Annotated in this window: 20 protein-coding genes; 10 read left to right on the top strand and 10 right to left on the bottom strand. The window is 70.4% G+C overall.

All coding sequences use genetic code 11. The features are described 5' to 3' along the window. Positions 1-82 precede the first annotated feature (82 nt). Both OV208_RS04410 and OV208_RS04405 read right to left on the bottom strand, forming a co-directional pair. Positions 83-1,288 carry a GNAT family N-acetyltransferase gene (locus OV208_RS04410; RefSeq protein ID WP_267572535.1) on the bottom strand — a complete coding sequence of 402 codons (1,206 nt, stop codon included), beginning with the start codon at positions 1,286-1,288 and terminating at the stop codon, positions 83-85. 102 nt (positions 1,289-1,390) lie between these two features. Continuing rightward, entirely contained in the window at positions 1,391-1,801 is a 411-nt protein-coding gene (locus tag OV208_RS04405) for a winged helix-turn-helix transcriptional regulator (RefSeq protein WP_267572534.1), read from the bottom strand. A gap of 109 nt (positions 1,802-1,910) precedes the next feature. Here OV208_RS04405 and OV208_RS04400 point away from each other — a divergent pair, with 109 nt between their 5' ends. Next, positions 1,911-2,765, top strand: a complete 855-nt coding sequence (locus OV208_RS04400) for an SDR family oxidoreductase (RefSeq protein WP_267572533.1) — start codon at positions 1,911-1,913, stop codon at positions 2,763-2,765. Positions 2,766-2,834: 69 nt separating this feature from the next. Here OV208_RS04400 and OV208_RS04395 read toward each other — a convergent pair whose 3' ends face one another. After that, positions 2,835-3,632 carry an acyl-CoA desaturase gene (locus OV208_RS04395; RefSeq protein ID WP_267572532.1) on the bottom strand — a complete coding sequence of 266 codons (798 nt, stop codon included), beginning with the start codon at positions 3,630-3,632 and terminating at the stop codon, positions 2,835-2,837. A gap of 257 nt (positions 3,633-3,889) precedes the next feature. Between OV208_RS04395 and bioA the strand changes: the two genes are divergently transcribed. After that, on the top strand, positions 3,890-5,221 hold the full coding sequence (gene bioA, locus OV208_RS04390; protein WP_267572531.1) for an adenosylmethionine--8-amino-7-oxononanoate transaminase: 1,332 nt from the start codon (positions 3,890-3,892) through the stop codon (positions 5,219-5,221). Between the two features lie 173 nt (positions 5,222-5,394). Next, positions 5,395-6,849 (top strand): FAD-binding oxidoreductase, encoded by a 1,455-nt coding sequence (locus OV208_RS04385; protein ID WP_267572530.1) that lies wholly within the window; start codon positions 5,395-5,397, stop codon positions 6,847-6,849. A 17-nt stretch (positions 6,850-6,866) separates the two neighbouring features. Here the strand turns inward: OV208_RS04385 and OV208_RS04380 are convergent, their stop codons facing one another. From OV208_RS04380 to OV208_RS04370, 3 genes are all read right to left on the bottom strand, one after another. Further along, positions 6,867-10,232 (bottom strand): ATP-binding protein, encoded by a 3,366-nt coding sequence (locus OV208_RS04380; protein ID WP_267572529.1) that lies wholly within the window; start codon positions 10,230-10,232, stop codon positions 6,867-6,869. Between the two features lie 249 nt (positions 10,233-10,481). After that, positions 10,482-11,093: a DedA family protein gene (locus OV208_RS04375; RefSeq protein WP_267572528.1), complete on the bottom strand. Its 612-nt coding sequence runs from the start codon at positions 11,091-11,093 to the stop codon at positions 10,482-10,484. Further along, on the bottom strand, positions 11,093-12,178 hold the full coding sequence (locus OV208_RS04370) for an AI-2E family transporter (protein ID WP_267572527.1): 1,086 nt from the start codon (positions 12,176-12,178) through the stop codon (positions 11,093-11,095). Before OV208_RS04370 ends, OV208_RS04375 begins: the two co-directional genes overlap by 1 nt. Before the next feature lie 404 nt (positions 12,179-12,582). Between OV208_RS04370 and OV208_RS04365 the strand changes: the two genes are divergently transcribed. The 3 genes from OV208_RS04365 to OV208_RS04355 all read left to right on the top strand — a co-directional run bounded on the left by OV208_RS04365 (position 12,583) and on the right by OV208_RS04355 (position 15,262). Next, the gene (locus OV208_RS04365; protein ID WP_267572526.1) at positions 12,583-13,104 is read left to right on the top strand and encodes a hypothetical protein; all 522 of its coding nucleotides are present in this window, start codon (positions 12,583-12,585) and stop codon (positions 13,102-13,104) included. A gap of 67 nt (positions 13,105-13,171) precedes the next feature. Continuing rightward, complete coding sequence (locus tag OV208_RS04360) at positions 13,172-14,488, top strand: TolB family protein (RefSeq protein WP_267572525.1); 1,317 nt, start codon at positions 13,172-13,174, stop codon at positions 14,486-14,488. After that, positions 14,489-15,262 carry an alpha/beta hydrolase family protein gene (locus OV208_RS04355; protein ID WP_267572524.1) on the top strand — a complete coding sequence of 258 codons (774 nt, stop codon included), beginning with the start codon at positions 14,489-14,491 and terminating at the stop codon, positions 15,260-15,262. Here OV208_RS04355 and OV208_RS04350 read toward each other — a convergent pair. The 4 genes from OV208_RS04350 to OV208_RS04335 form a co-directional block, all read right to left on the bottom strand. Beyond that, a complete protein-coding gene (locus OV208_RS04350; protein ID WP_267572523.1) occupies positions 15,259-16,815 on the bottom strand; it encodes a hypothetical protein in 1,557 nt (518 codons plus the stop codon). The genes OV208_RS04355 and OV208_RS04350 overlap by 4 nt on opposite strands. Positions 16,816-16,887: 72 nt before the next feature. Continuing rightward, a complete protein-coding gene (locus OV208_RS04345) occupies positions 16,888-17,484 on the bottom strand; it encodes a GNAT family N-acetyltransferase (RefSeq protein WP_267572522.1) in 597 nt (198 codons plus the stop codon). Between the two features lie 126 nt (positions 17,485-17,610). Beyond that, positions 17,611-18,858: an OmpA family protein gene (locus OV208_RS04340; protein ID WP_267572521.1), complete on the bottom strand. Its 1,248-nt coding sequence runs from the start codon at positions 18,856-18,858 to the stop codon at positions 17,611-17,613. A 33-nt stretch (positions 18,859-18,891) separates the two neighbouring features. Further along, the gene (locus OV208_RS04335) at positions 18,892-19,257 is read right to left on the bottom strand and encodes a DUF4398 domain-containing protein (protein WP_267572520.1); all 366 of its coding nucleotides are present in this window, start codon (positions 19,255-19,257) and stop codon (positions 18,892-18,894) included. Positions 19,258-19,509: 252 nt separating this feature from the next. Here OV208_RS04335 and OV208_RS04330 point away from each other — a divergent pair, with 252 nt between their 5' ends. From OV208_RS04330 to OV208_RS04315, 4 genes are all read left to right on the top strand, one after another. Next, positions 19,510-20,394, top strand: coding sequence for a 5'-3' exonuclease (locus OV208_RS04330; RefSeq protein ID WP_267572519.1), 885 nt, complete (start codon positions 19,510-19,512; stop codon positions 20,392-20,394). A gap of 10 nt (positions 20,395-20,404) precedes the next feature. After that, positions 20,405-20,845, top strand: coding sequence for a group II truncated hemoglobin (locus OV208_RS04325; protein ID WP_267572518.1), 441 nt, complete (start codon positions 20,405-20,407; stop codon positions 20,843-20,845). Between the two features lie 59 nt (positions 20,846-20,904). Beyond that, positions 20,905-21,741: a hypothetical protein gene (locus tag OV208_RS04320; protein WP_267572517.1), complete on the top strand. Its 837-nt coding sequence runs from the start codon at positions 20,905-20,907 to the stop codon at positions 21,739-21,741. A gap of 164 nt (positions 21,742-21,905) precedes the next feature. After that, positions 21,906-22,331 carry a hypothetical protein gene (locus tag OV208_RS04315; RefSeq protein WP_267572516.1) on the top strand — a complete coding sequence of 142 codons (426 nt, stop codon included), beginning with the start codon at positions 21,906-21,908 and terminating at the stop codon, positions 22,329-22,331. The last annotated feature ends 2 nt before the right edge of the window (positions 22,332-22,333 follow it).

Here is a 22,333-nt window from a genome sequence, read left to right as displayed (position 1 = left end):
CTAGAGGTTCACCCCGATTTCACAACTTCATCCGAGCGTCGTCGTCATCCGGCCGGTGGGCTGGCGGACAGACGTTCAGGATTCAGGTTCCAGTGGACCCGGGGGCGACGGGGGGCGCGGGGGGCGCGGGGGTCCAGGGCTTGAGGCCGCAGATGCGTTCGGCCTCTTCCACCGCGGGTGTCAGTCGCATCCGCTCCATGCGCAGGAAGCCCCGGACGGCCTTGTCCAGGCGCTTGTCGAAAATCAGGTGGGCGCTGTGCACGGCGGTGGGCTCGAAGCCGCGCGACACCTTGTGTTCGCCACCCGCGCCGGGTTCAAACACCTTGCGGCCCATCTGGATGCAGTCGTCCACGGACTGGTACAGGCAGACGTTGAAGTGCAGGAAGGGGTGCTCCTCGGTGCAGCCCCAGTACCGGCCATAGAGCCGCTCCGGGGTGACCAGATTGAAGGCCCCGGCGATGACCTGGCCGTCCTTCACCGCCTCCACCATCTCCACGGCCTGGGGCAGGTGCTGGAAGACGCGGTCGAAGAAGCCCGGGGTGAGCTGCACCTGTCCCCAGGAGTGGCGCTCGCAGGTGGAGGTGTAGAAGGTGTACGCGCGCTTCGCGTGCTCCGGGCCCAGGTCCGCGCCTCGCACGGTGCGCAGTTGGATGCCCTGGGGGCCTGCGGCGGCGCGCTCGCGCTTGAGCTGGTGGCGGCGCTTGGAGTCGAAGCGGGCCAGGTAGTCGTCGTAGCTTTGATAGCCCGGGTTCTTCCAGTGGAACTGGAGGGTGATGCGGCGCGCGAGCCCGGCCTCCTCCAGGAAGTCGGCCTCCTCGTCGGTGGGGTAGAGCACGTGCACCCCGGAGCAGCCCGCGTCCTCGGCGCTGGCCACCGCGGCCTCCAGCAGGGCCCGGCGCAGGACAGGGGCGTCCTCGCCCGGGGCGGTGAGGAAGCGCGGCACGGTGGCGGGGGACAGGGGGCCGCCCACGAGGAGCTTGGGGTAGTACTCCACGCCCAGTTGGGCGGCGGCGTTGGCCCAGCCGAAGTCGTAGATGTATTCGCCCATGCTGTGGAACTTGAGGTAGGCGGGCGCGGCGGCGACCAGCTTCTTCCCCCTCCACAGCGTCAGGTGGTGCGGGGCCCAGCCGGTCTCCTCGGTGGCGCTGCCGCTGTCCTCCATGGCGGACAGCCACGCGTGGCGCACGAAGGGGGGCGCGCCGGGGGCGATGAGCGCGTCCCATTGGGCGGCCGGGACGTCGTGGATGGCATCGAGGATGCGGACCTGGAGCGGGGTGTCGACGGGCACGGGGGCAGTCTTAACGCGAGCCCGCGCCCTTCGCTTCCGTCCGTTCCGCTGGCTGGCGTCCGGGGGAGGGAGCGCGGGACGCCTGCCCTGGGAAAATCTGGGTCAGGAGGCCTTCTTGCGGCTGACTTCCTGCGTCCGGGCGAAGAGCACCCGCTGCAGGTTGCCTTCAATCCAGGTGGTCAGGGTCTTCACGTGCTCGGCGACCTCCTGGCCCATGGGGGTGAGGCTGTAGTCCACGTGAGGGGGAATCACCGGGTGGGCCTCGCGCAGCACGAAGCCGTCCTGCTCCAGGGCCTGGAGCGTCTGGGCGAGCATCTTCTCGCTCACTCCGCCCACCTTGCGGCGCAGCTCGCTGAAGCGGTGGGTGCCCTCTTCCTTCAGTGCGATGAGCACCAGCACGCCCCAGCGGCTGGTGACGTGCTCCAGCACCCCGCGCGACGGGCACACGGCCGCGTAGAGGTCCCCGCGCTGCTTCACCTTCGCCAGCAGTGCACTGCCCTTGCTTGCCTTCATGGATTGACACTTACCACGAGGTGCGTACTTACGAAAAGTGAGTACCTCCGTTAGGGTAAGTGCCAGTTCGAATCCACGCGCACGGCGCGGGAAGAAAGAGGCACGGGCCATGATCGTCGTCACTGGAGCCACGGGGAAGCTGGGGCGTTTCGTCGTCGAGGGGCTGTTGAAGAAGGTGCCCGCGAATCAGGTGGCGGTGGCGGTGCGCGACCCGGAGAAGGCGAAGGACCTGGCGGAGCGCGGGGTGCAGGTGCGCAAGGTGGACTACAGCCAGCCGGAGACGCTGGCGGGGGCGTTCGGGAAGGGCGATGTGGTGTTGCTCATCTCCGCGAACGAGGTGGGCAAGCGCTTCCCGCAGCACTCGGCGGTGTTGGAGGCGGCGAAGAAGGCGGGCGTGAAGCTGCTGGCGTACACGAGCGCTCCGTACGCGGACACGTCGGGCATCAAGCTGGTGGGGGAGCACAAGGCCACGGAGGAGGCCATCAAGGCGTCGGGGCTGCCGTACACGTTCCTGCGCAACGGCTGGTACTTCGAGAACTACACGGACAACCTGGCGCCGGCGCTGGAGTACGGCGTGGTGCAGGGCAGCGCGAAGGACGGCCGGGTGGCGGCGGCCAGCCGCAAGGACTACGCGGACGCGGCGGTGGAGGTGCTCACGGGCACGGGCCATGAGAACCAGGTGTATGAGCTGGCGGGTGACACGGCCTTCACGATGACGGAGTACGCGGCGGAGGTGTCGCGCCAGTCGGGCAAGAAGGTGGCGTACGTGGACCTGCCGGTGTCGGAGTATTCGGCGGCGCTGGTGAAGGTGGGGCTGCCGCAGGTGTACGCGGACGTCCTGGCGGACGCGGACGCGGGGCTCGCGAAGGGTGAATTGTACAACGACAGCCACACGCTGAGCCGGCTCATCGGGCGGCCCACGTCGAAGCTGGCGGATGCGGTGGGCGCGGCGCTCAAGCGCTGAGGTCGGAAACGAAAACGGGGGAGCAGTCCCTGACGGACGGCTCCCCCGCGTGACTTCAATGCCAGGACCTCAGGCCGTCTGCGCCCCGCCACTGCTCGCGCGAGCCACTTCGCGCGGCTCCGGGTACACCGCGCGCTGGGGCGTGGTGATGCGGATGACGCCCAGTTTGGACAGCACGCGCATCACCTGCCACGTGGGGTCGATTTCAAAGGCGCGCGCCGCGAAGTTCGGGCTCGCGCCGAACTTGTGGTGGTTGTTCTGGAACAGCTCGCCCATGCACAGCACGTCCACCGGCAGCGTGTTGCGCGACTGGTCGCTGCCCTTGAAGTTGCGGTAGCCGTACTTGTGCCCGCACCAGTTCACGATGGCGCCGTGCACCGGCCCCATCACGAAGTGCACCGGCAACAGCAGGAACATCCAGGGCGACGTCGCGAACGCCACGTAGAACGCCGTGTACAGGCCCACCCACACCAGCGGCGCCCACCAGGACTGGCCCAGCGTCTTGTCGACGAGCGGCCACTCCGGATACCCACCCTCGAAGCGCGGCTCCGGCGTCAAGGTGCCCTTCACGAAGCCGTCATAGCGCTTCTTCGTGTGCAGCATCATCCGCAGCGCGTCCTTGAAGAAGTGCGGAGAGTGCGGGTCCTTCTCCGTGTCGGAGAAGGCGTGGTGCTCGCGGTGCAGGATGGCGTACGCCTTGGGCGACAGGTACGACGAGCCCTGCACCAGGTAGGTGAGCAGGTGCATCGCCTTCTCCGTGCGCGGACCCATGCTGTACATGCGGTGCGCCGCGTAGCGGTGCTGGAAGAAGCTCTGGAAGAAGACGCAGAGCAGCCAGTGACTGATGAAGAAGATAGCGATGGCCATGACTCTCCCGTGCTTTCAGACCAGGGGTAACACTCCGGCTGTCACGGCAATGTCAGCGCTCTTCATGACGTCGGCAGCACCCGGCCCTCCCGAACAGCCCCGGACGACCGACACTGAGCGTCCCGCCTCCCCGCGTGTCCGCTGACGGATAGGGCGCGGTGCGGCAAGGACGTTGCGGCCTGCCCCCAAGGAGGGCAGAACGGCACGCGGCGCGTCACCCGGGGCATGGATCATCCCCCCAGTCAGGAGCACACACCGTGGAGCGGGCAGCCATCGTCGGCCTGGACAAGCAGCACGTCTGGCACCCCTACACCGCCATGGCCCAGTACATCGCGGACACCGACCCGCTGGTCATCGTCCGCGCGGAGGGCGTCTACCTCCATGACGCCGACGGTCAGCGCTACCTGGACGCCAACGGCTCCTGGTGGGTGTCCACCCTGGGACACCGTCATCCCCGGCTGGTGCGGGCCCTCACCGACCAGCTCGGCTGCCTGGCCCACGCCTCGCTCGCGGGCATCACCCACGGGCCCGCCGCCCTCCTGGCCGCCGAACTGACCGCGCTGGCCCCCGGCGCGGACCGCGCGGACGTGCCGGCGGAACAGAAGCTGTCGCGCGTCTTCTATTCGGACAACGGCAGCACCGCGGTGGAGGTGGCCATCAAGATGGCCGCGCAGTACTGGGCCCAGAACGGCCGGCCCCGCCGCACCCGCTTCATCACCCTGTCCGGCGCCTTCCACGGCGAGACGCTGGGCGCCACCAGCGTGGGCGGAGTGTCCGAGTTCCGCGACGTGTTCGGCCCGCTCCTCTTCGACGTGGTGCACGTGCCGTCCCCCGCGGAGGAGGGCGGACACGCGCGCGCCCTGGCGCAGCTGCGCGCGGCGCTCCAGGCGGACCCGGACGGCATCGCCGGCGTCATCCTGGAGCCCGTCATCCAGGGCGCGGTGGGCATGTGGATGTCGTCGCCGGACTTCGTGCGCGAGGTGCGTCAGGCCACCCGCGACGTGGACACCTTCCTCATCGCCGACGAGGTCTTCACCGGCCTGGGCCGCACCGGCGCCCGCTTCGCGGTGGACCTGGCGGACGTGGTGCCGGACCTGCTGTGTCTGGCCAAGGCGCTGAGCGGCGGCCTGATGCCCTTTGGCGCCACGCTCGCGTCGGAGCGCATCTTCGCGGGCTTCCTGGGGGCGAAGGACCGGGCGCTGTATTACGGGCACTCGTACTGCGGCAACCCGCTGGGCGCGGCCGTGGCGCGCGAGGTGCTGGCCGTGTACCGCGACGAGGACGTGCTGGGACAGGTCCAGCGCAAGGCGCCCCGCGTGAAGGCCGCCTTTGAACGCATGGCCGCCACCATCCCCGGCCTCGTGCGCCCGCGCGCCGTGGGCATGGTGGGCGCGCTGGACCTGGGCGGCGGGGGCTACTTCGCCAACAGCGGCTGGCGCGTGTACGAAGCCGCGCGCCGCCGGGGGCTCTACCTGCGCCCGCTGGGCGACACCGTCTACATCGCGCCCGCGCTCAACATCCCGGACGCGGACCTGGACGTGCTGCTCGCCGGTGTGGAGGACAGCCTGCGGGAGGTGGCCTCGGGCTGATGCCCGCGGAGGTCCGCTGGGAGAGACGGAGGGGCGGAGCGCTGCGTCCGCTCCCGCCGGGCGGCGCGTGCCTGGAAGCCCCCTGTCGCCCCCTTATGTCGAGCGGCTGGCGGCGTGCGCATTCGTTGATTCAGGCGCCGTGTCGTCTCCAGCCCATCCAGGAAGGAATTCCCATGACTGTCGAAACCCAACGTCCGACTCCGACGAGCGGCACGGGACCGCCCTCCGGGCTGACGCCCGACAGCGTGGAACCCTTCCGGGCGCGGCTGCGGGGAACACTCCTCCAGCCGGGGGACGCTGGCTACGAGGAGGCCTGCCAGCTCTACAACGGGATGATCCACAAGCACCCGGCCCTGGTGGTCAGGTGCGCGGACGCGGCGGACGTCATCGCCTCCGTGAACTTCGCCCGGGAGCGGAAGCTGGAGCTGTCCGTGCGCGGAGGCGGACACAACGGCGGCGGCCTGGCGCTGTGCGACAACGGGCTGGCCATCGACCTGTCGAACATGCGCGGCGTGCGGGTGGACCCCGAGGCGCGCACGGTGCGGGTTGCGGGCGGGGCCGTCTGGGCGGACGTGGACCACGCCACCCATGCCTTCGGACTCGCCGTGCCCTCCGGCATCATCTCCACCACGGGGGTGGCCGGACTCACGCTGGGGGGCGGCATGGGCCACCTCACGCGCCGCTTCGGCCTCACCATCGACAACCTGCTCGCCGTGGACATGGTGCTCGCCGACGGGCGGCTCGTCACCGCCAGCGCGGAGAAGTACCCGGACCTGTTCTGGGCGGTGCGCGGCGGGGGCGGCAACTTCGGCGTGGTGACGTCGTTCCTCTTCCGGGCCTGTCCGGTGGACACCGTCATCGCCGGCCCCACGCTCTGGCCCCTGGACCGCGCGGCGGAGGTGATGCGCTGGTACCGCGAATTCCTGCCGAACGCGCCCGAGGACCTCAACGGCTTCTTCGCCTTCATGACCGTGCCGCCCGCGCCTCCCTTCCCGGAGGAGCTGCACCTCAAGAAGATGTGCGGTGTGGTGTGGTGCTACACCGGGGACCCCGCGAAGGCGGACGCGCTGTTCGCGCCCGTGCGAGCACTCAAGCCCGCGCTGTATGGCGTGCAACCCATGCCCTTCCCCATGTTGCAGACCGCCTTCGACGCGCTCTACCCACCGGGGCTGCAATGGTACTGGCGCGCGGACTTCGTGCGTGAGCTGGGCGACGAAGCCATCGCGCGTCACGTGGAGTTCGCCGAACGCCTCCCGTCGATGCAGTCCACCATGCACCTCTACCCCATGGACGGGGCCGCGCACCGGGTGGGCCCGAAGGACACGGCCTTCAGCTACCGCGACGTCCGCTGGTCGGAGGTCATCGTCGGAGTGGATCCCTCGCCGGAGCGGGCGGCGGAGATCACCGACTGGACGAAGGCCTATTACGACGCGCTGCACCCCTACTCCTCGGGCGGCGCCTACGTGAACTTCTTGATGGAGGAGGGCCAGGAGCGCGTGCAGGCGACCTACCGCGACAACTACGCGGGGCTGGTGGAGGTGAAGAACCTCTACGATCCCACCAACCTCTTCCACTGGAACCAGAACATCCGGCCCGAGGAGAAGAAGCCCCCGCGCGTCGCGCACTGAGGCGGGCCGCTGCCGCCTCAGGCCCGGGCTTGGGGTTGCAGCGGCAGCTCGATGGTGAAGGTGGCGCCCTGGCCCGCGGCGCTGTCCAGGCGCAGCTGGCCGTGGTGGCCCTGGACGATCTGGCTGGCGATGAAGAGCCCCAGCCCCAGCCCGTGCACGGAGCGGGGCGGCCCGCCGCGCTCGAAGCGCTCGAAGACGCGGTCCTGGTGCTCACGGGGGATGCCGGGGCCGGAGTCCGCGACGCGGATGGCCAGCTGTCCGTCGTGCGGCGCGACCTCGATGCGGATGGGCTGACCGGGCGCGTACTTGATGGCGTTGGACAGCAGGTTCACCAGCACCTGCTCCATGCGCGAGCGGTCCCACCACACGCGCGCCCCGGACGTCACCCGCAGCTCCACCACGCAGTGGACTTGAGCCAACTGCTCCTGGAAGGACTCGACGACCTCGCGCACCAGCTCCGCCGGGTCGCTCTCCTCCAGGTGGAAGTCCAGCTTGCCGGCCTGGATGCGGGAGACGTCCAGCAGTTCGTCCACCAGCCGCGCCAGCCGCTCCACCTGCCGCAGCGCCGTGTTCATCGCCGCCGTCATCCTCGCGGGTGACAGGGGCTCGTCGCGCGTGGGGGACAGGCGGCGGCGCGTCACCTCCAGGTTCAGCATCAGCGCGGCGACGGGCGTCTTCAGCTCGTGCGACGCCACGCCCAGGAAGGTGTCCCGCGAGGTGAGGGCGCTCTGGAGGTCGTGGGTAAGGGCCTCCAACTGCTTTCGCGCGCGGACCTGTTCGCTGACCTCCTGCACGGCGACGAGCAGACCCTGGATGTGGCCCTCCCCGTCGCGCTGCGGGTGGATGTCCACGTCCGCCAGCAGCTCCTTCAGACCGCCCCGGCCGTCCGGCTGCCGCACCGGCACCTCTCGGCCCACGAAGGGCTGGCCCGTGTGGAAGACGTCCTCCAGGTGCTTGAGCAGGACGCCGTGGCCCCCTTCCGGCTGGGCATCGCGGGCCCGCTTGCCCAGCATGTCCCGGCCCATCAGGCCCGCGAACATCGGGTTGATGACCGTGAAGACCAGCTCCGGGCCCGTCATCACGCACATGGCCGCGGGGGCCTGCATGAAGAAGTCGGAGAGCTGCTGGCGCGCGCGTCCCAACTGGAGCTGGCTGTCCACCCGCGCCTGCAATTCCCTCGCGGAGAAGGGCTTCACCAGATAGTCGTCCGCGCCGGCCTGGAGGCCCTCGATGCGCGCTTCTTCGCCCGCGCGCGCCGACAGCAGGACGAAGGGGATGCCGCGCGTGCGCGCGTCCGAGCGCAGCTTCTTCAAGAGGCCGAAGCCGTCCAGCCGGGGCATCATCACGTCGCTCAGGATGAGGTCCGGCGGGGACGCGAGCGCCGCCTCGAAGGCCGCCTCGCCATCCGCCACCGCGCGCACGTCCCACTGGGGGGCCAGCAGGCTGCTCACGTACGCGCGCATGTCCGAATTGTCGTCCGCGACGAGGATGCGCCCGCGTCCCGGCGGCGGCGCGAGCCCCGCGCCCAGACTGCCCAGCGCCGTGCTGGAGTCCACGCGCGTGGCCTGCTCCGGCACCGACAGCGGGGGGACGTCCAGCGCGTCCGGCAGCCACCGCAGGGCCTCCTCGCTGAAGGCGGAACACAGCTTGCCCGCGTGCGCGTCGCCCCGCGCCTGATGGACGTGCTCCGCCGGAAGGTGCGCGCTTCCCAGCGGCATCTCCACGAAGAAGGTGCTGCCCGCATCCTCCACGCTCGACACGCCCAGCGTGCCGCCGTGCAGCTTCACCAGCTCCTGGATGAGCGCCAGCCCGATGCCGGTGCCCTCGTGCGTGCGTCCCCGGGAGGTCTCCACGCGGTGGAAGCGCTCGAACACGCGCGGCAGCTCCGCCTCCGGGATGCCGGTGCCGGTGTCGCGCACGGTGAACCGCACCCGGTCCCCGTCACGCCCAAGCCCCACCGTGACGCTGCCCTGGAGCGTGAACTTGAAGGCGTTGGAGAGCAGGTTGAGGACAACCTTCTCCCACATGTCCCGGTCCACGTAGACGGGCTCGCCCACGTCCGTCACCTCCACGGTGTACGTGAGGCCCGCCTTCTCCATCGCGGAGCGGAAGACGCTGGCCAGGTCCTCGGTGAGCCGTCCCAGGTCCGTGGGGTGGAAGTTCGCCTTCACCCGCCCGGCCTCGATGCGGGAGAAGTCCAGCAGCGAGTTGACCAGCTTGAGCAGGCGCAGCGCGTTGCGGTGGGTGAGCTCCTGGCGCGCGAGCTGGGCGGGCGGCAGCGGGTTGACGGTGTCCGCGAGCGATTCCTCCAGCGGGCCCAGGATGAGCGTGAGCGGCGTGCGGAACTCGTGCGACACGTTGGAGAAGAACGCCGTCTTCGCCCGGTCGATGGCGGCCAGGGCTTCCAGGCGCTGCGCCTCCGCTTCATGGGCGCGCACGTTCACCACCGCGGTGGTGAGGGTGCTCTGCAACTGCTCGTAGAAACCCCGGTAGGCGTCGTCCATCGCGCGTCGGGGACTCACGCCCGCCACCAGGTAGCCGAAGGGCTCCGTCATGCCGGCGGGGATGAGCGGCAGCACGCGCGCGTGCACGGGCGCATCCTCGTACGGGCCACACGTCACGCCCTGACGCGTCGCGCCCGGGACGTGCACCGTGCGGGGCTCCGGCCCGGTGCCGACCGCGAAGGGCCATGGCCCGTCCAGCCCAGCCTCCTCCGGACTCCACGCGCTGCCCCGGGGCAGGCCCATGGCGCCCACGAGCCGGACCCCGGCGCGCGCCTCGTCGCGGCGGTAGAACAGCAGGAAGGGCACGTCGAGCGCCGCGTCCGGCGGGAGCTGCGGCAGCGCGGCGCCAATGTCCTCCACCCTCTTCACCTTGCCCAGCAGCGCGGACAGCTCGCGCAGCGTCTGCGTGCGCCGCGCGCTGAGCATCTTCTCGGTGACTTCGGTGATGGGGTGGAAGAGCCCGCCCACGGTGCCGGACTCGTCGCGGATGGGGCTGAAGGAGAAGGTCATGAAGGCCTCCTCCAGGTAGCCGTACCGGTCCAGGAGCATGCGCTGGTTCTCGATGTAGGAACCCGTGCCGGCGCCCGCCTTGTCGAAGGCTCCGCCCACCACCGGCAGCGCCGTGGCCCAGCAGTCGCGGAAGGGCTGCCCCATGGACTCCGGATGCTTGGCGCCGCAAATGGGCCGGTAGCTGTCGTTGTAGATTTGAACGCGCTCCGGCCCCCACGCGATGAGGATGGGAAACGTGGAGGACAGGCACAGGCTGACCGTCGTGCGCAGGCTCTGCGGCCAGGTCTCCACCGGGCCGAGCGGCGTCCTCGACCAGTCCATGGAGCGGATGAGCCCGCCCATCTCACCGCCTCCGGAAAGCCAGTCCATCGGGGCTCCAGGGGACATCAATCCCCCTGACCCGCCGCCCTGCGTGATGCTGTCCTGTTCCATGTCTCCTCGGGAGGCGCGAGCCTGGGTCTTCACCCAACCCGGGCGATGCGAGGCGGTGTTCCCGGTGTGTCCAGGTCAGGGAACACGTGCAGTAGATATCGAAACCGTGTGGAAGGTGCCGCGCCTCCGCATGTGGAGTGTGCGCTTGCTTGCTTCCTCTCAGGGGGGGTGAACAGGACCGCTCCGTCAGGCAGGGGCCTGGTCGCGTTGGCGCTCGCGCACGTGGCGCACGCCCAGGATGATCAGCAGCGCGGCCACGCCCCCCAGCGCGATGAAGTGCTCCACCTGACCCACGCCCTTCGCCACGCGGTCCACGCTGGCGGAGCCCACGTAGCCCAACAGCACCACCAGGGGGGAGCTCAGACACAGCGCCAGTCCGTCCCAAAAGAGGAAGCGGCGCAGGGGCATGCCCTCGGCCGCGGCCATGGCGAACACCGGCACGCGCAGCACGGACATGAAGCGGCCGACGAAGACGACGCGCGAACCATGCTTCGCGTACAGGCCCTGGATGCGCGCGCGGCGTTCGGGGGGGAACAGGCGGCGGGTGCGCGGGTGCGTGTACAGGGCCTGCCCCAGACGCCGGGACGTGAGGAAGAGCACGGTGTCGCCGCACAGCACGCCCAGGAAGCACAGGGCCAGGGCCGCGGACAGCGGCATCAGGCCCCGGTGCGCGAGCACGCCCGCGGCCAGCTGGACGATGTCCTCCGGGAACGGCAGCCCCAGTCCTCCCGCCACCAGCACGAGGAAGATGAGCGGTCCCGAGCCGTGGGTGAGCAGGAACTGGAGCGGCGAGGCCATCAGGACTCCACGGGAAGCACCGCCGCCTCGCGGCGCTCCTGACGGAAGAGGAGGACTTCCCGGAGGATGATCTGCACCGTGGCGGCCACGGGCACCGCGACCACCGCGCCGACGATACCGGCCAGTTCCACACAGAAGAGGACGGCCAGGAGCGTGAGCAGGGGATTCACGTGCACGGTGCGCTTGAAGATGAGCGGCGCCATCACGTTGCCCTCCAGTTGGCCGTACAGCAGGAAGTAGACGAACACCGCCAGCGCCTTCCACGCGCCGCCCGTGACGAGCGTGAGCAGCGTGATGAAGCCGCCCGCGATGATGGGGCCCGCGTAGGGCACGAGGCTGGAGAAGCCGCTCGCGACCCCCAGGGGCAGGTAGAAGGGCAGGCCCAGCACGGCCAGCATCGTGGTGGTCAGCGTGGCGTTGACGGCGCAGATGAGGGTGATGCCGGACAGGTAGCCGCCCGTCGCGGTGTAGATGTTGTGCAGCACGCGCACGTATCGCATGCGGTGGTCGGGCCGGGTCAGCTCCAGCAGGCGCTTGAGCACGCCGCCGCCGAACACCAGCATGAACACCACCAGGAAGAACACGGTGAGCATGCCACCCAACAGGCCCACCACGCCGCCAATGGCGCTCATCAGGAGCGCGGGCAGCGGGCCGGCGAGCGCCGGGGTGGCTTCCTCCAGGCGCTCATTCCAGCCCAGGCTGTGCAGCCGCTGGTTGAGCGCGCGCAGGATGCCGGTGCCGCGCACCTGCTTCCACAACGTCGGCCACTGGGTGACGAGCGCGTCCACCTGCTCCACCAGGTCCGGAATCACCAGCAGGCCCAGCGCGGACACCGCCACGAACAGCGCCAGCAGCACCAGGGCGATGGCCAGCCACCGCTTGAGGCCGCGCTTCTCCAGCCGCGACACGCCGTGCTCCAGCGATAGGGCGAGCAGCGCCGCGATGCCCGTGAGCGTGAGCGCCACGCGCGTCTTGACGACGAGCGTCGCCAGGATCATCACCCCCAGCACCGTGAGGCACACGGTGAGCACCGTGCGCAGCGTGACCTGGGAACGCAGCTCCAGCCTGACTTCGGGTTCAGCCACCGGTTCGACTCCCCAACGGGGGCCACCGTGCTCGGGCCCGTGTCCTGCGGATGCGACATCCCTCGCCTGACGGCAACCGTCCTCGTTGCCCAAGTGTGTGCGCCGGGGTCGCATCCGGGCCAGGTGTCCGGCGGGTGACATCCGGCGCTGCTCCGGACCTGTTCGCGGCAGGCAATCGCCGCGTGCCCGGTTCGTCCTCCGCACAGCGCGGAATCCGCCGGTCGCCTGTCCCCGGAAGCGGGGTTGCGCGTCCTCCAAGCGACGGCCGCGCCGCCCCGCGTCCGGCAGCGGACGGGCCGGGACGTCCCGGGAAACAGGGACAGCACGCTTTGCGGGGCCCACGCGTCAGACCGGGATGGGAACCTTCGTGGTGAGGGGACCTTCGCGGGATGGGAGAGGACACCATGAAGAAGATGGGTGAGCAGGAGCTGGACGGGATGCGGCGGGAGGCTCGCGAGACGGAGGCCCGGTGGCGGGTGCTGGCGGCGAAGCTGACGGAGTTGGGCGGCGAGGCGATGGACGCGCAGTTGCTGGTGACGTTCCGGGGCGCGCGGGACGCGGGGGCGGTGCCGCCGGACGCGGGATTTTTCCTGGTGGCGCACATCCTGACGGCGATGGCGGACGAGGCCATCGCGGAGGATCCGCGCGTGCGGATGCGGGCCGGGGAGCTGGACGCGATGGAGCGCGAGTACGGCCTCACGGGGGAGGGCTGGCCGGAGGGGGACATTCCCCCGGAGGACTGGGAGGCGCTGTGCGTGGAGTACGAGCGGGCGTGTGACGAAGCGCGCGCCGCGTTCTTCCGCGCCTACGGCGAGGAGGAGATGGCGCGGCTGTACCTGCATCAGCGCGTCACCTTCCACCACCGCTTCGAGAGTGGGCGGCGCTTCTTCCACGGGCTGCCCATGCTGCCGGAGCTGCTTCACTGAGCCAGGCAGTGGGGCCCGGGGGCTTTCCGCTACACTCCGCCGCCGCGGTTCTTCGCGGAGGCGGTCGATGCGAGCGGGAAGCCTGGGCCTGGTGGTGGGGTGCCTGTTGTGGAGCGCGCTTTCGGCCGGTGCGGTGCCGCCCCCGGCCGTGCCCGCGCGTCCGGAGCCGGGCGCGGTCTACGACGCGCTCCAGCGCACGGTGCGCATCAAGCAGGTGGCGCTGTCGCCGGACGGCGCGCGGGTGGCCTGGGTGGAGTCGGTGCCGGTGACGGAGGGCGCTCGCGCGGAGGCCACGCGGCTCCAGGTGTTGGAGCGGGCGCATCCGGAGCGGCCCCCCTTGCGCGTCACCGCGTCGCCGGACGGTGTGCCGTGCGCGGAAGGCTCGCTGGCGTGGAGTCCGGATGGCAGGCGGCTCGCGTTCCTGTCCACGGCGGGGGAGGGCACGGCGCGGCAGCTCTACGTGGCGGACGCGACGGGGACGGGCGTGCCCGCGCGCCGGCTCACGACGGTGAAGGGCGTGCTGGCCACGCCGAAGTGGTCACCGGACGGCAAGTCGGTGGGGGTGCTGGTCATCGAAGGCGCGGAGGACGCGCAGGGGCCGCTGGGGCCGGCGGCGCGTGAGACGGGCGTGGTGCGGGAGTCCTCGCCGGTGAAGCGCTTCGCGGTGGTGTTGGTGGAGGACGCGAAGCTGCGCTTCGTGTCGCCCGCGGGCCTGTTCGTCTACGAGTACGCGTGGAGCCCGGACGGGGCCCGCGTGGCGCTCACGGCCGCGCCGCCGCCGGGGGATGCGAACTGGTGGGTCGCCCGCGTGTACGCGGTGGAGGCTGTGACCGGGGAGACGTCGCTGTTGCACGCGCCCACGTGGCAGGTGGCGGAGCCCGCGTGGAGCCCGGATGGCAGGCAGCTCGCGTTCATCGAAGGGCTGATGAGCGACGAGGGCAACACGGGCGGAGACGTGTGGGTGGTGTCGGTGCCGGAGCGGCTGGCAGCCAAGGTGCGGCCCGGGGAGAAGGCGGTGTTCGGGGGCAAGGTGCCGCCCGCGCGCAACCTGACGGACGGGGTGAAGGCGTCCGCCACGGACCTGTTCTGGCCGACGGCGGAGCGGCTGGTGTTCGCGGCGCAGGTGCAGGGGGAGTCCGCGCTGGTGGCGCTGTCCCCGAAGTCAGCGGAGCTCACGGTGTTGTGGAAGGGCCCGGAGCACGTGACGGTGTCGCTGGCGCGCGACGGCGTGACGAGCGCGGTGGTGCGCGACACGTTCACGCAGCCGCCGGAGGTGTGGACGGGGCCGGTGGGGGCGTGGACGCAGGCGACGCGGCTCAACGCGTCCGTGCGGGTGTCGGTGGGGGAGGTGCGCAGCGTGACGTGGACGAGCGACGGGCTCTAGGTGCAGGGCTGGCTGGTGCTGCCTTCGGGCTCCGCGGAGGTGAAGGGCCGCAAGGTGCCCATGGTGACGGTGGTGCACGGCGGGCCGGCGGCGGGCATCACGCCGACGTTCAGCCCGCAGACGGTGTTGCTGTCGGCGCGGGGCTACGCGGTGTTCCTGCCCAACCCTCGGGGCAGCTATGGCCAGGGTGAGGCGTTCGTGCAGGCCAACCGCCGCGACTTCGGCCACGGCGACTTCCGCGACGTGCTGGCCGGCGTGGACACGGTGCTTGGGTCGGCGCCGGTGGACCCGGCGAGGCAGGGCATCACGGGGTGGAGCTACGGCGGCTTCCTGGCGATGTGGGCGGTGACGCAGACGCAGCGCTTCCAGGCGGCGGTGGCGGGCGCGGGCATCGCGAACTGGCAGAGCTACTACGGCACGAATCACATCGACACGTGGATGCTGCCGTACTTCGGCGCGTCGGTGTACGACGAGCCGGAGGTGTACACGCGCTCGTCACCCATCAATGGGGTGAAGCAGGTGCGCACGCCCACGCTGCTGCTGCACGGCGAGCGGGACGTGGAGGTGCCCGCGTCGCAGAGCTACGAGTTCCACAAGGCGCTCAAGGCGCTGGGCGTGAAGACCCAGCTCGTCATCTATGCGGACGAGGGCCACGGCTTTCGTAAGCCTGAACACCAGAAGGACCGGTTCCTGCGCACGCTGGACTGGTTCGACGCGAACCTGGCGCCGGTGGTTCCTGCCCCGGCGCCGAAGGTGCGGGCGCCCTCGCGTTAGGGGGCTTTCAGGGGCGCTGGTGGCGTGGGGATGGGGGCCTTCAACGCGGGCTCCCACCGCACGGGGCCGATGAGGGGCTTGCCCCGTTCCACCACCGAAGAGGGACTGGGGCGCAGAGCCCGTCCCCAGGTGTCGATGGCCATGGGAGCGTGCTCGACTTCGCCCAGCACGCGGCCCGTGCGCAGGTCGATCCACTTGTCCATGATGAGCACCGTGTCGCCTGCCTTGTACTGGCCGAAGTCTTCCGACTCGCTCACGACGCTCTGCTCCTGCGTCTCCGCGTTCCACAGCCACAGTCGCTGCGTCCACGTGTCTTCGGGCCTGGAGCGGACCTCCTGCAGCAGCGCGAGCGCGCCCAGGGACGTCACCAGCGTCCGTGGGGGTAGGGGCTGCGCGGTGCGCCGCTCCATGTCGATGACGAGCGTCAGCCACGTGTTGGGCTGGGTCTTGGATTCAACCTCCGTGAAGACCAGCCGGCCATCGCGTCCGGAGTCGGTGCCACGACTCATCAAGGTCGCGAGGGTCGTCTGCCAGCCGAGTGACTGATGGACCCTGGCGCCGTGCAGCTCCAGGGGCACCATGATCTGCCTCGTGTTGCAGGCCACCAGGACTTGCTGGCGCGCTTCGTCCACGTGCAACAGCTTCGCGTCGCAGCTCGCGGGCACCCAGGTCTCCCGCCGTCCCTCCGCGTCTTCGAAGACGATGGAGCTGTCCGGAGCGCGGCGCAGCATGCCTCTCCCCAGGGGGTGGAGGACGTCGTTGCCCTGGACGAAGGGGCCTCCGTCCACCCGGCGGAAGCGGCGGATGGACGTGCCGCCATGCCCGCTGAAGGACGAACTGGACAGGACCGGCCCCAGGCACCCTGCGTTGTTCGCGAACATGGGGTTCTGCTGGGTCCAGGGCTGCTCCGGGTCGTCGTCCTCCACCAGGTCGAGCACCGCCCAGTGGCCGGAGGGCGTCAGTACGGCCTGTTCGATGCGTCCTCTTCCCGCGTCGAGCACGCGCTCGGTTCCTTCGCGCAGGTCGCGCACGACAGCGACGGACCTGCTTCCTTCGGGACGGAGGAAGAGGAGTTGCCGACCGTCCCGGGAGAAGCTGGCGCGGACGGGGGGCTCGGGACTCGCCGGGTCGGTCGCCACCTTCGAGGCCAGCTCCTTCTCTTCGCGGGTCTCCAGGTCGAGGAGAAGCAACGTTCCGTTCCGCACCAGGGCGAGGAATCGCCCCGTGGGGTCCGTGGCGAGCAGCGCGTCAATGGGGATGCCCGCTCCTGGCTCCAGGAAGAGGTACATACGCACCGCGTCTCCAAAGATTTCACCGTGGTTGCCGAAGAAGATCTGGATCCGCCCATTGCCGTCGGTGTCCGTTCTCGCCTGGCAGGAGAGAAGCCATCGTCCATCCTGCGCTGAGTCCATGAACAGGAACGGATGCGCGGTGCCGTAGTCCGTGGAGGGACTGGAGGGATCCACCCTGGCCGTGGGAGATGTGAAGAAGACAGACCCCCGGGAGGCACACGCGGACAGCATCACGGCGAACAGCACGGGCTGGAGACGCATGCCTCGAAGCGTCGTTGATGCGAGGACAGGCCGGCAAGGGCGGGCCCCGCGCACCACGCCCCGGTGTCTGGCTCAGGGACCGCCGCGCACCCCGGGTTCGGGGGCGGCCACGAGCGAGGTGAGCACGTGGTCGCGCCACCTGCCGTCGAGCAGCAGGAAGTCGCGAGCGTAGCCCTCCACGACGAAGCCCAGGCGGCGCAGCACGGCGGCGCTGCGCAGGTTCTCCGGCAGGTGGCTGGCCTGGACGCGGTGCAGGCCCATGGCACCGAAGGCGTAATCACAGACGGCCTGGAGGGCCTCGGTCATCAGCCCCTGGCCCTCGTGGCGGTGGTCCAGTCCGTAGCCGATGTCCGCGGCCTGGAGGGGCCCCCGCCGGATGTGCGTGAGCGCGACGCTGCCCAGCACGGGGGAGAGGGAGATGGGCTGACCCCGTGGCAGCAGGAACACGCGCAGGGAGATGTCATGGCGGAAGTCCTCGCGGTCCTGCGCGAGGCGCGTGCGCCAGTAGGCGGTGGAGAAGAAGGTCGCCGGCCGGTCCGGTGACACCGGCCCCAGGTGCTGCTTGTTGGCCAGGTGGTACGTGAGCACGCGCTCCGCCGCGTCGGGGGGCAGCAGCATCAGGTGCAGGCGCTCGGTGGTGAGCAGGAGGGGCGACTTGTCGGTCGACATGGCGGGGCCGGACTTCAAAGGTAACGCGCTCCCTCGGGTCACGCGCGTGCGAAGCGCGGACGAAAAAGGTCCCCACCCTCGTGGGATGGGGACCTGGGGTTCTAGCTCAAGGGCCGCGAAGCGGCGTCACTCCCCATGGTCCTGCGGTTGCTCGGGCACCTGCTTCTGCGCGCCGCTGCCGCCGGTACCCTGATCCGGGGCCGGGTCCTGGTGGTCGATGCCCGCGCCGTGCGGCTTCGGCTCCGTCCCGCTGCCGCCCATGCCGCCGGGCTGCGCGTTCTGGCCGCTTTCCTTATCGCCCTCGCCCGGCTGCTGCGCGCCGCTGCCGCCGACGCCCCCCGAACGCGAAGGCTGCGCGCCCGCCACGTTGCGCTCCACCACGATCTCCACGCGGCGGTTGTTGGCGCGGCCCTCCGCCGTGGCGTTGCTCGCCACCGGCCGGTCCTCACCCATGCCCCGGATCTTGATGCGGTCCGAAGGCACACCCTGGTTGATGAGGAAGTTGCGCACGCTCTGCGCCCTGCGCTCCGACAGCTCCTCGTTGTAGCCCTCCGTGCCACGCGAATCCGTGTGGCCCTCGATGAGCAGCGGGTTCTTGGACTCCTTGAGCGCCGTGGTCACGTCACTCAGCCGGTCTCTTGCCGCGGGCAGCAGGTCCGTCGCGTTCGTCGCGAAGAGCACGCTCCCCGACAGCGTCACCACCGTGCCGCGCGCCTCTTCCCGCACCTTCACGTCCTTGTCCTGCAATTGAGTCAAGGCCGTGGACGCGCGCTGTTCAGCCTGGAGCCGCGCCTGGCGCTCCTGCTCCAGTTGCTGCGTGCGCTGCTGCAACTCCTGGTTGAGCTGGGCCATCCGCTGCGCTTCCGCCTCCTGCTGCTGACGCGTCTGCGCATCCGCCGTCCGCAGGCGTTCGGCTTCCTGCTGGCGCTGGGCGTCGTACTGCTGCCGCTCCTGGTCGTATTGCTGGCGCTGCTGTTCGTACCTCGCGCGGTCCTCTTCCTGCTGCTTCGTGAGCGTCTGCGCGCGCGCCTCCTGCTGCTGACGCAGGGCCTGCTCCGACTGGGCCCGCTGCTGAGCTGCCAGGTCCGCCTGTCCGCGGGCCTCCGCGATCTCCGCCTTGCGCAGGGCCACGTACGCCAGCGACCGGGTCTTCACCGAACCGTCGCTCTCCGCGTACTCGTTCTCCGCCTCCTGGAGCGCCGCGCGGGCCGCCGCCACGTCCGCGGGACGCTCGCGGCCTTCGGGACTGCGGGACACGTCGTGGTACGCCGTCCGTGCCGCGGTCAGCTCACTGGGCGCCGAACTGTGCGCGCACCCCACCGTGAGCGCGGAGGCTCCCGCGAATGCCAACCATCCAAATTTCCAACGCTGCATGACGCTCTCCTCACAGACAAAAGGGGATGGACCTCAAGGCTGACCACGACGCAACGAATCGAGCTGTTCGGAGGTCCGCCGCGCCTCGTTCTGCATGGGCACCGCGCGGGCCAGCGCCGACGCCAGGTCCGCGTCCGCCGCGGCCTGACGGAAGCGCAGCTCCGCCGCCTCCTGCTCACCTTCCTGGATCAACCGCTCTCCGTCGGAGATCTGCTGCCGGGCGAACTCCAGATGTCGGGCGGCCTCCGGGATGTTCGGTGCCTGCGAGTTCTCAGCCGAGCGCAGCGCCGCTTCGGCCTGGACGCGTTGCTGATGGGTGGCGGTCGTAATCACCTGCTTGCCTGCACAGCCAACAGTGGCGAAGCAGAGCAGGGCAGCGGCGAACAGCTTCGGGCGCATGGGTCACCTCAAGCCGGGTGGTTGGAATGCTGGGACGCACCGGCGGCCCAGGGGGAGTCGGTCAGAAAATGGGGGCCGTCCGTCCACTCGGCATCGGTGCTCCATTCCCGACAGGCTTGCTGGCCAAGGGGGTTGACAGGCGTCGTGTAGGGAACGAGGCGCACAGGCGGGAGAAGTCGCGCCCCTTCGTCCCCGGCTGTCCGGTCGCACGGGCCGCTGGTCGCGGGGCGGAAGGGACGCTAGAGGGGGAACATGCGCCTGCACCTCGTGGACGGCACGTATGAGCTGTACCGGGCCCACTATTCGCCCCGGCCGGGCACCACCACCCCGGACGGGCGCGACGTGAAGGCCACGGCGGGGGTGATGGATTCCCTGCTCGCGCTGTTGCACGACGAGACCGAGGCCGTGACACACATCGCGGTGGCGTTCGACAACCCCATCCGCTCGTTCCGCAACGCGCTGTTCGCCGGCTACAAGGGCGACGAGGGCGTGCCTCCAGAGCTGCGCGCGCAGTTCGACCTGGTGGAGCACGCGGTGGAGGCGCTGGGCGTGCGGGTGTGGTCCATGAAGGACCATGAGGCCGACGACGCGCTCGCCACGGGGGCGGCACGCTTCGCTGGCGAGGTGGAGCAGGTGCGGCTGCTCACGCCGGACAAGGACCTGGGCCAGTGCGTGCGAGGCCAGCACGTGGTGCAGGTGGACCGGCGGCAACAGAAGGTGATGGACGCCGAAGCGGTGAAGGCGAAGCTGGGCGTGGCGCCCCAGAGCATCCCGGACCTGCTGGCGCTGATGGGCGACGACGCGGACGGCATCCCCGGCCTGCCGGGCTTCGGCGCGAAGGGCGCGGCGACGGTGCTCCAGGCGTATGGAAACCTGGAGGCCATTCCGGACAGCGCGGCGGAGTGGACCGCGAAGCCCCGGGGGGCGGACAAGCTGGCGGCGACGCTGAAGGCGCACCGCGAGGACGCGCGGCTGTACCGGACGCTGGCCACCCTGGTGGAGGACGCCCCGCTGCCGGGCACGAAGTCGCTGGCGGACCTGGAGTGGAAGGGCGTTCCGGAAGCGCGCTTCAAGGCGTTCTGTGAAGGATTGGGATTCAAGACCCTCCAGCGCCGGCCGAAGCGCTGGGCGGTCTGACGAGGAAGCCATGAGCATCGAATTGAAGCCGCCGTCGTCGGATGACTGGGTCCCCACGCTGGAGGACACGCCCTTCATGCGCCTGGGAGGCGAGGCGGCGGTCCACGCGCTGGCGGAGGCCTTCTACGACGTGATGGACGCGCAGGAGCCGGCGCTCGCGCACGTCCACGAACTGGATGCGCAGGGCAAGGTGAACCGGGGCACGCGCGAGCGCTTCGGCATGTTCCTGGTGGGCTGGCTGGGCGGGCCGCAGCACTACAGCGCGACGCACGGGCACCCCCGGTTGCGCATGCGCCACGGACATGTGCCGGTGGACATGGCGATGCGGGATGCCTGGCTGCGCTGCATGCACACGGCGATGGACCGCCAGGGCGTCACGGGCGGCCTGCGCCGCTTCCTGGAGGACCGCTTCGCCCACACGGCGAACTTCCTGCGCAACACCGAAGGGTGAGCTTCCGCGGGGACCTGGAGCGGCGGCGGGCGGTCCCCGTCCTGGCGTAGAGTCCCGCCATGCGCACGCAGTCGCGGCCCAGCCCTCCGCCCCCTGACTCCGCTTCCGACGCCGATGTCGCATCCCCGCCGTCCGTCGATGATCTCGTGCCCCTGTTCGACAGGGCCCTGGCGGATGCCACCAGCGAATCGAGCAGCCGCCAGGTCGGGGCCCTCAATGCCTGCATCGACCGGATGACGCGGACGGAGGACCCGGAGAGGCTCGCGCCTGTCCTGCATGCGCTCCTCGCGAAGGACGGGGTGAACCGACTGGTGGACGAAGAGGGCGTGCCCGTGGGCATCGCCGCCACCCGGGCGCTGCTGGCCCTGTCCTATCCGCATCCGCTGGAGATCTCTCCGGAACGACTGGAGACCCTGCGCCAGTTCGACGACTTCATCGTGCCGCCGGCCCCGAGCGGGAAGCTGTTCTTCGTGCTGGCGGTGGCGGCCCTGTTCCAGGGGATGTTCGTCCTCGTCTCGCATGACGGCCCCTCCTTCGAAGGGCTCAGCGTGGACGTCCTCGCGGGAATGGATCCGGCGTCCCTGCCGCCCCCCACCTTCTGGGCGCGCGTGAAGGAGGGCTTCGGGCCCTTCTGGCGGGTCGTGAAGCCCGCGGTGCCGTGGATCCAGTTCATCGCGAGTGCCCTGGGCTACCTCTTCGCGGTCGCCATCGCGGACACGGCCCGGGAGCGGCTCCTGGCCCGGCGCGGGTTCGTGGTGCTGGGGTTCCTGGGGCTGGCGGCGGGATTCCTGTTGCCCCTGCGTGGCTCCCAGCCCCTGGGGACCTTCGCCTCCGCCATCGGCGCATTGCTCGTGGCGCACAACCTGCCGAAGCCCATCGACCGACGGATCGCCTGAGTGCCCGCCTGCCCGCCGGTGGCCAGACGGACGGCGCGCCCCCACCCTCTTCTTTTCACCAGCAGGGGCCCACTGCTCAACGCCAGGGGCCCGGATGGGGGTTGGGACAGATGCGAGCGAACAATGATGTCTGGAAGGCGGCGGGTTTTGGTGTGCTTGCGGGCATGCGGACCCTGACAGCGCCCGCGTTCCTCGCGGCCTCGCTGTCGAACAAGCCGAGCCGCGTCCTCAAGCGGGCCCTGCCTGGCCTCACGTCGCGCAAGACAGCCCACAAGCTGGGGCTGATGGCGTTTGGTGAGATGGTGGCGGACAAGTCGCCCAGGGCGCTGCCGCGCATCAACCCCAAGGTCATCGCGGGCCGCATCATCGCGGGGGCCATCACCGGCGCCGCCGTGTCGCGCGAGCGCAAGGGCGCCAAGGTCGGGCTGGCCCTCGTGGGCGCGGCGGCGGCCATCGCCTCCAGCTACTTCTTCTACGGCTTCCGGACGCTCGCGTCGGACAAGCTGAAGGTGCCCAACCTGCTCGCGGGCCTCATCGAGGACGGCCTCGCGCTGGCCCTGGGCTCGCGCCTCTCCGGCGAGCTGCGGTAGCT

This window comes from Corallococcus sp. bb12-1, from assembly GCF_026626765.1.
Classification (GTDB): Bacteria; Myxococcota; Myxococcia; order Myxococcales; family Myxococcaceae; genus Corallococcus; species Corallococcus terminator.
Note: the sequence above shows the minus strand (reverse complement) of the source record. Positions and strands in the feature narration are given on the sequence as shown.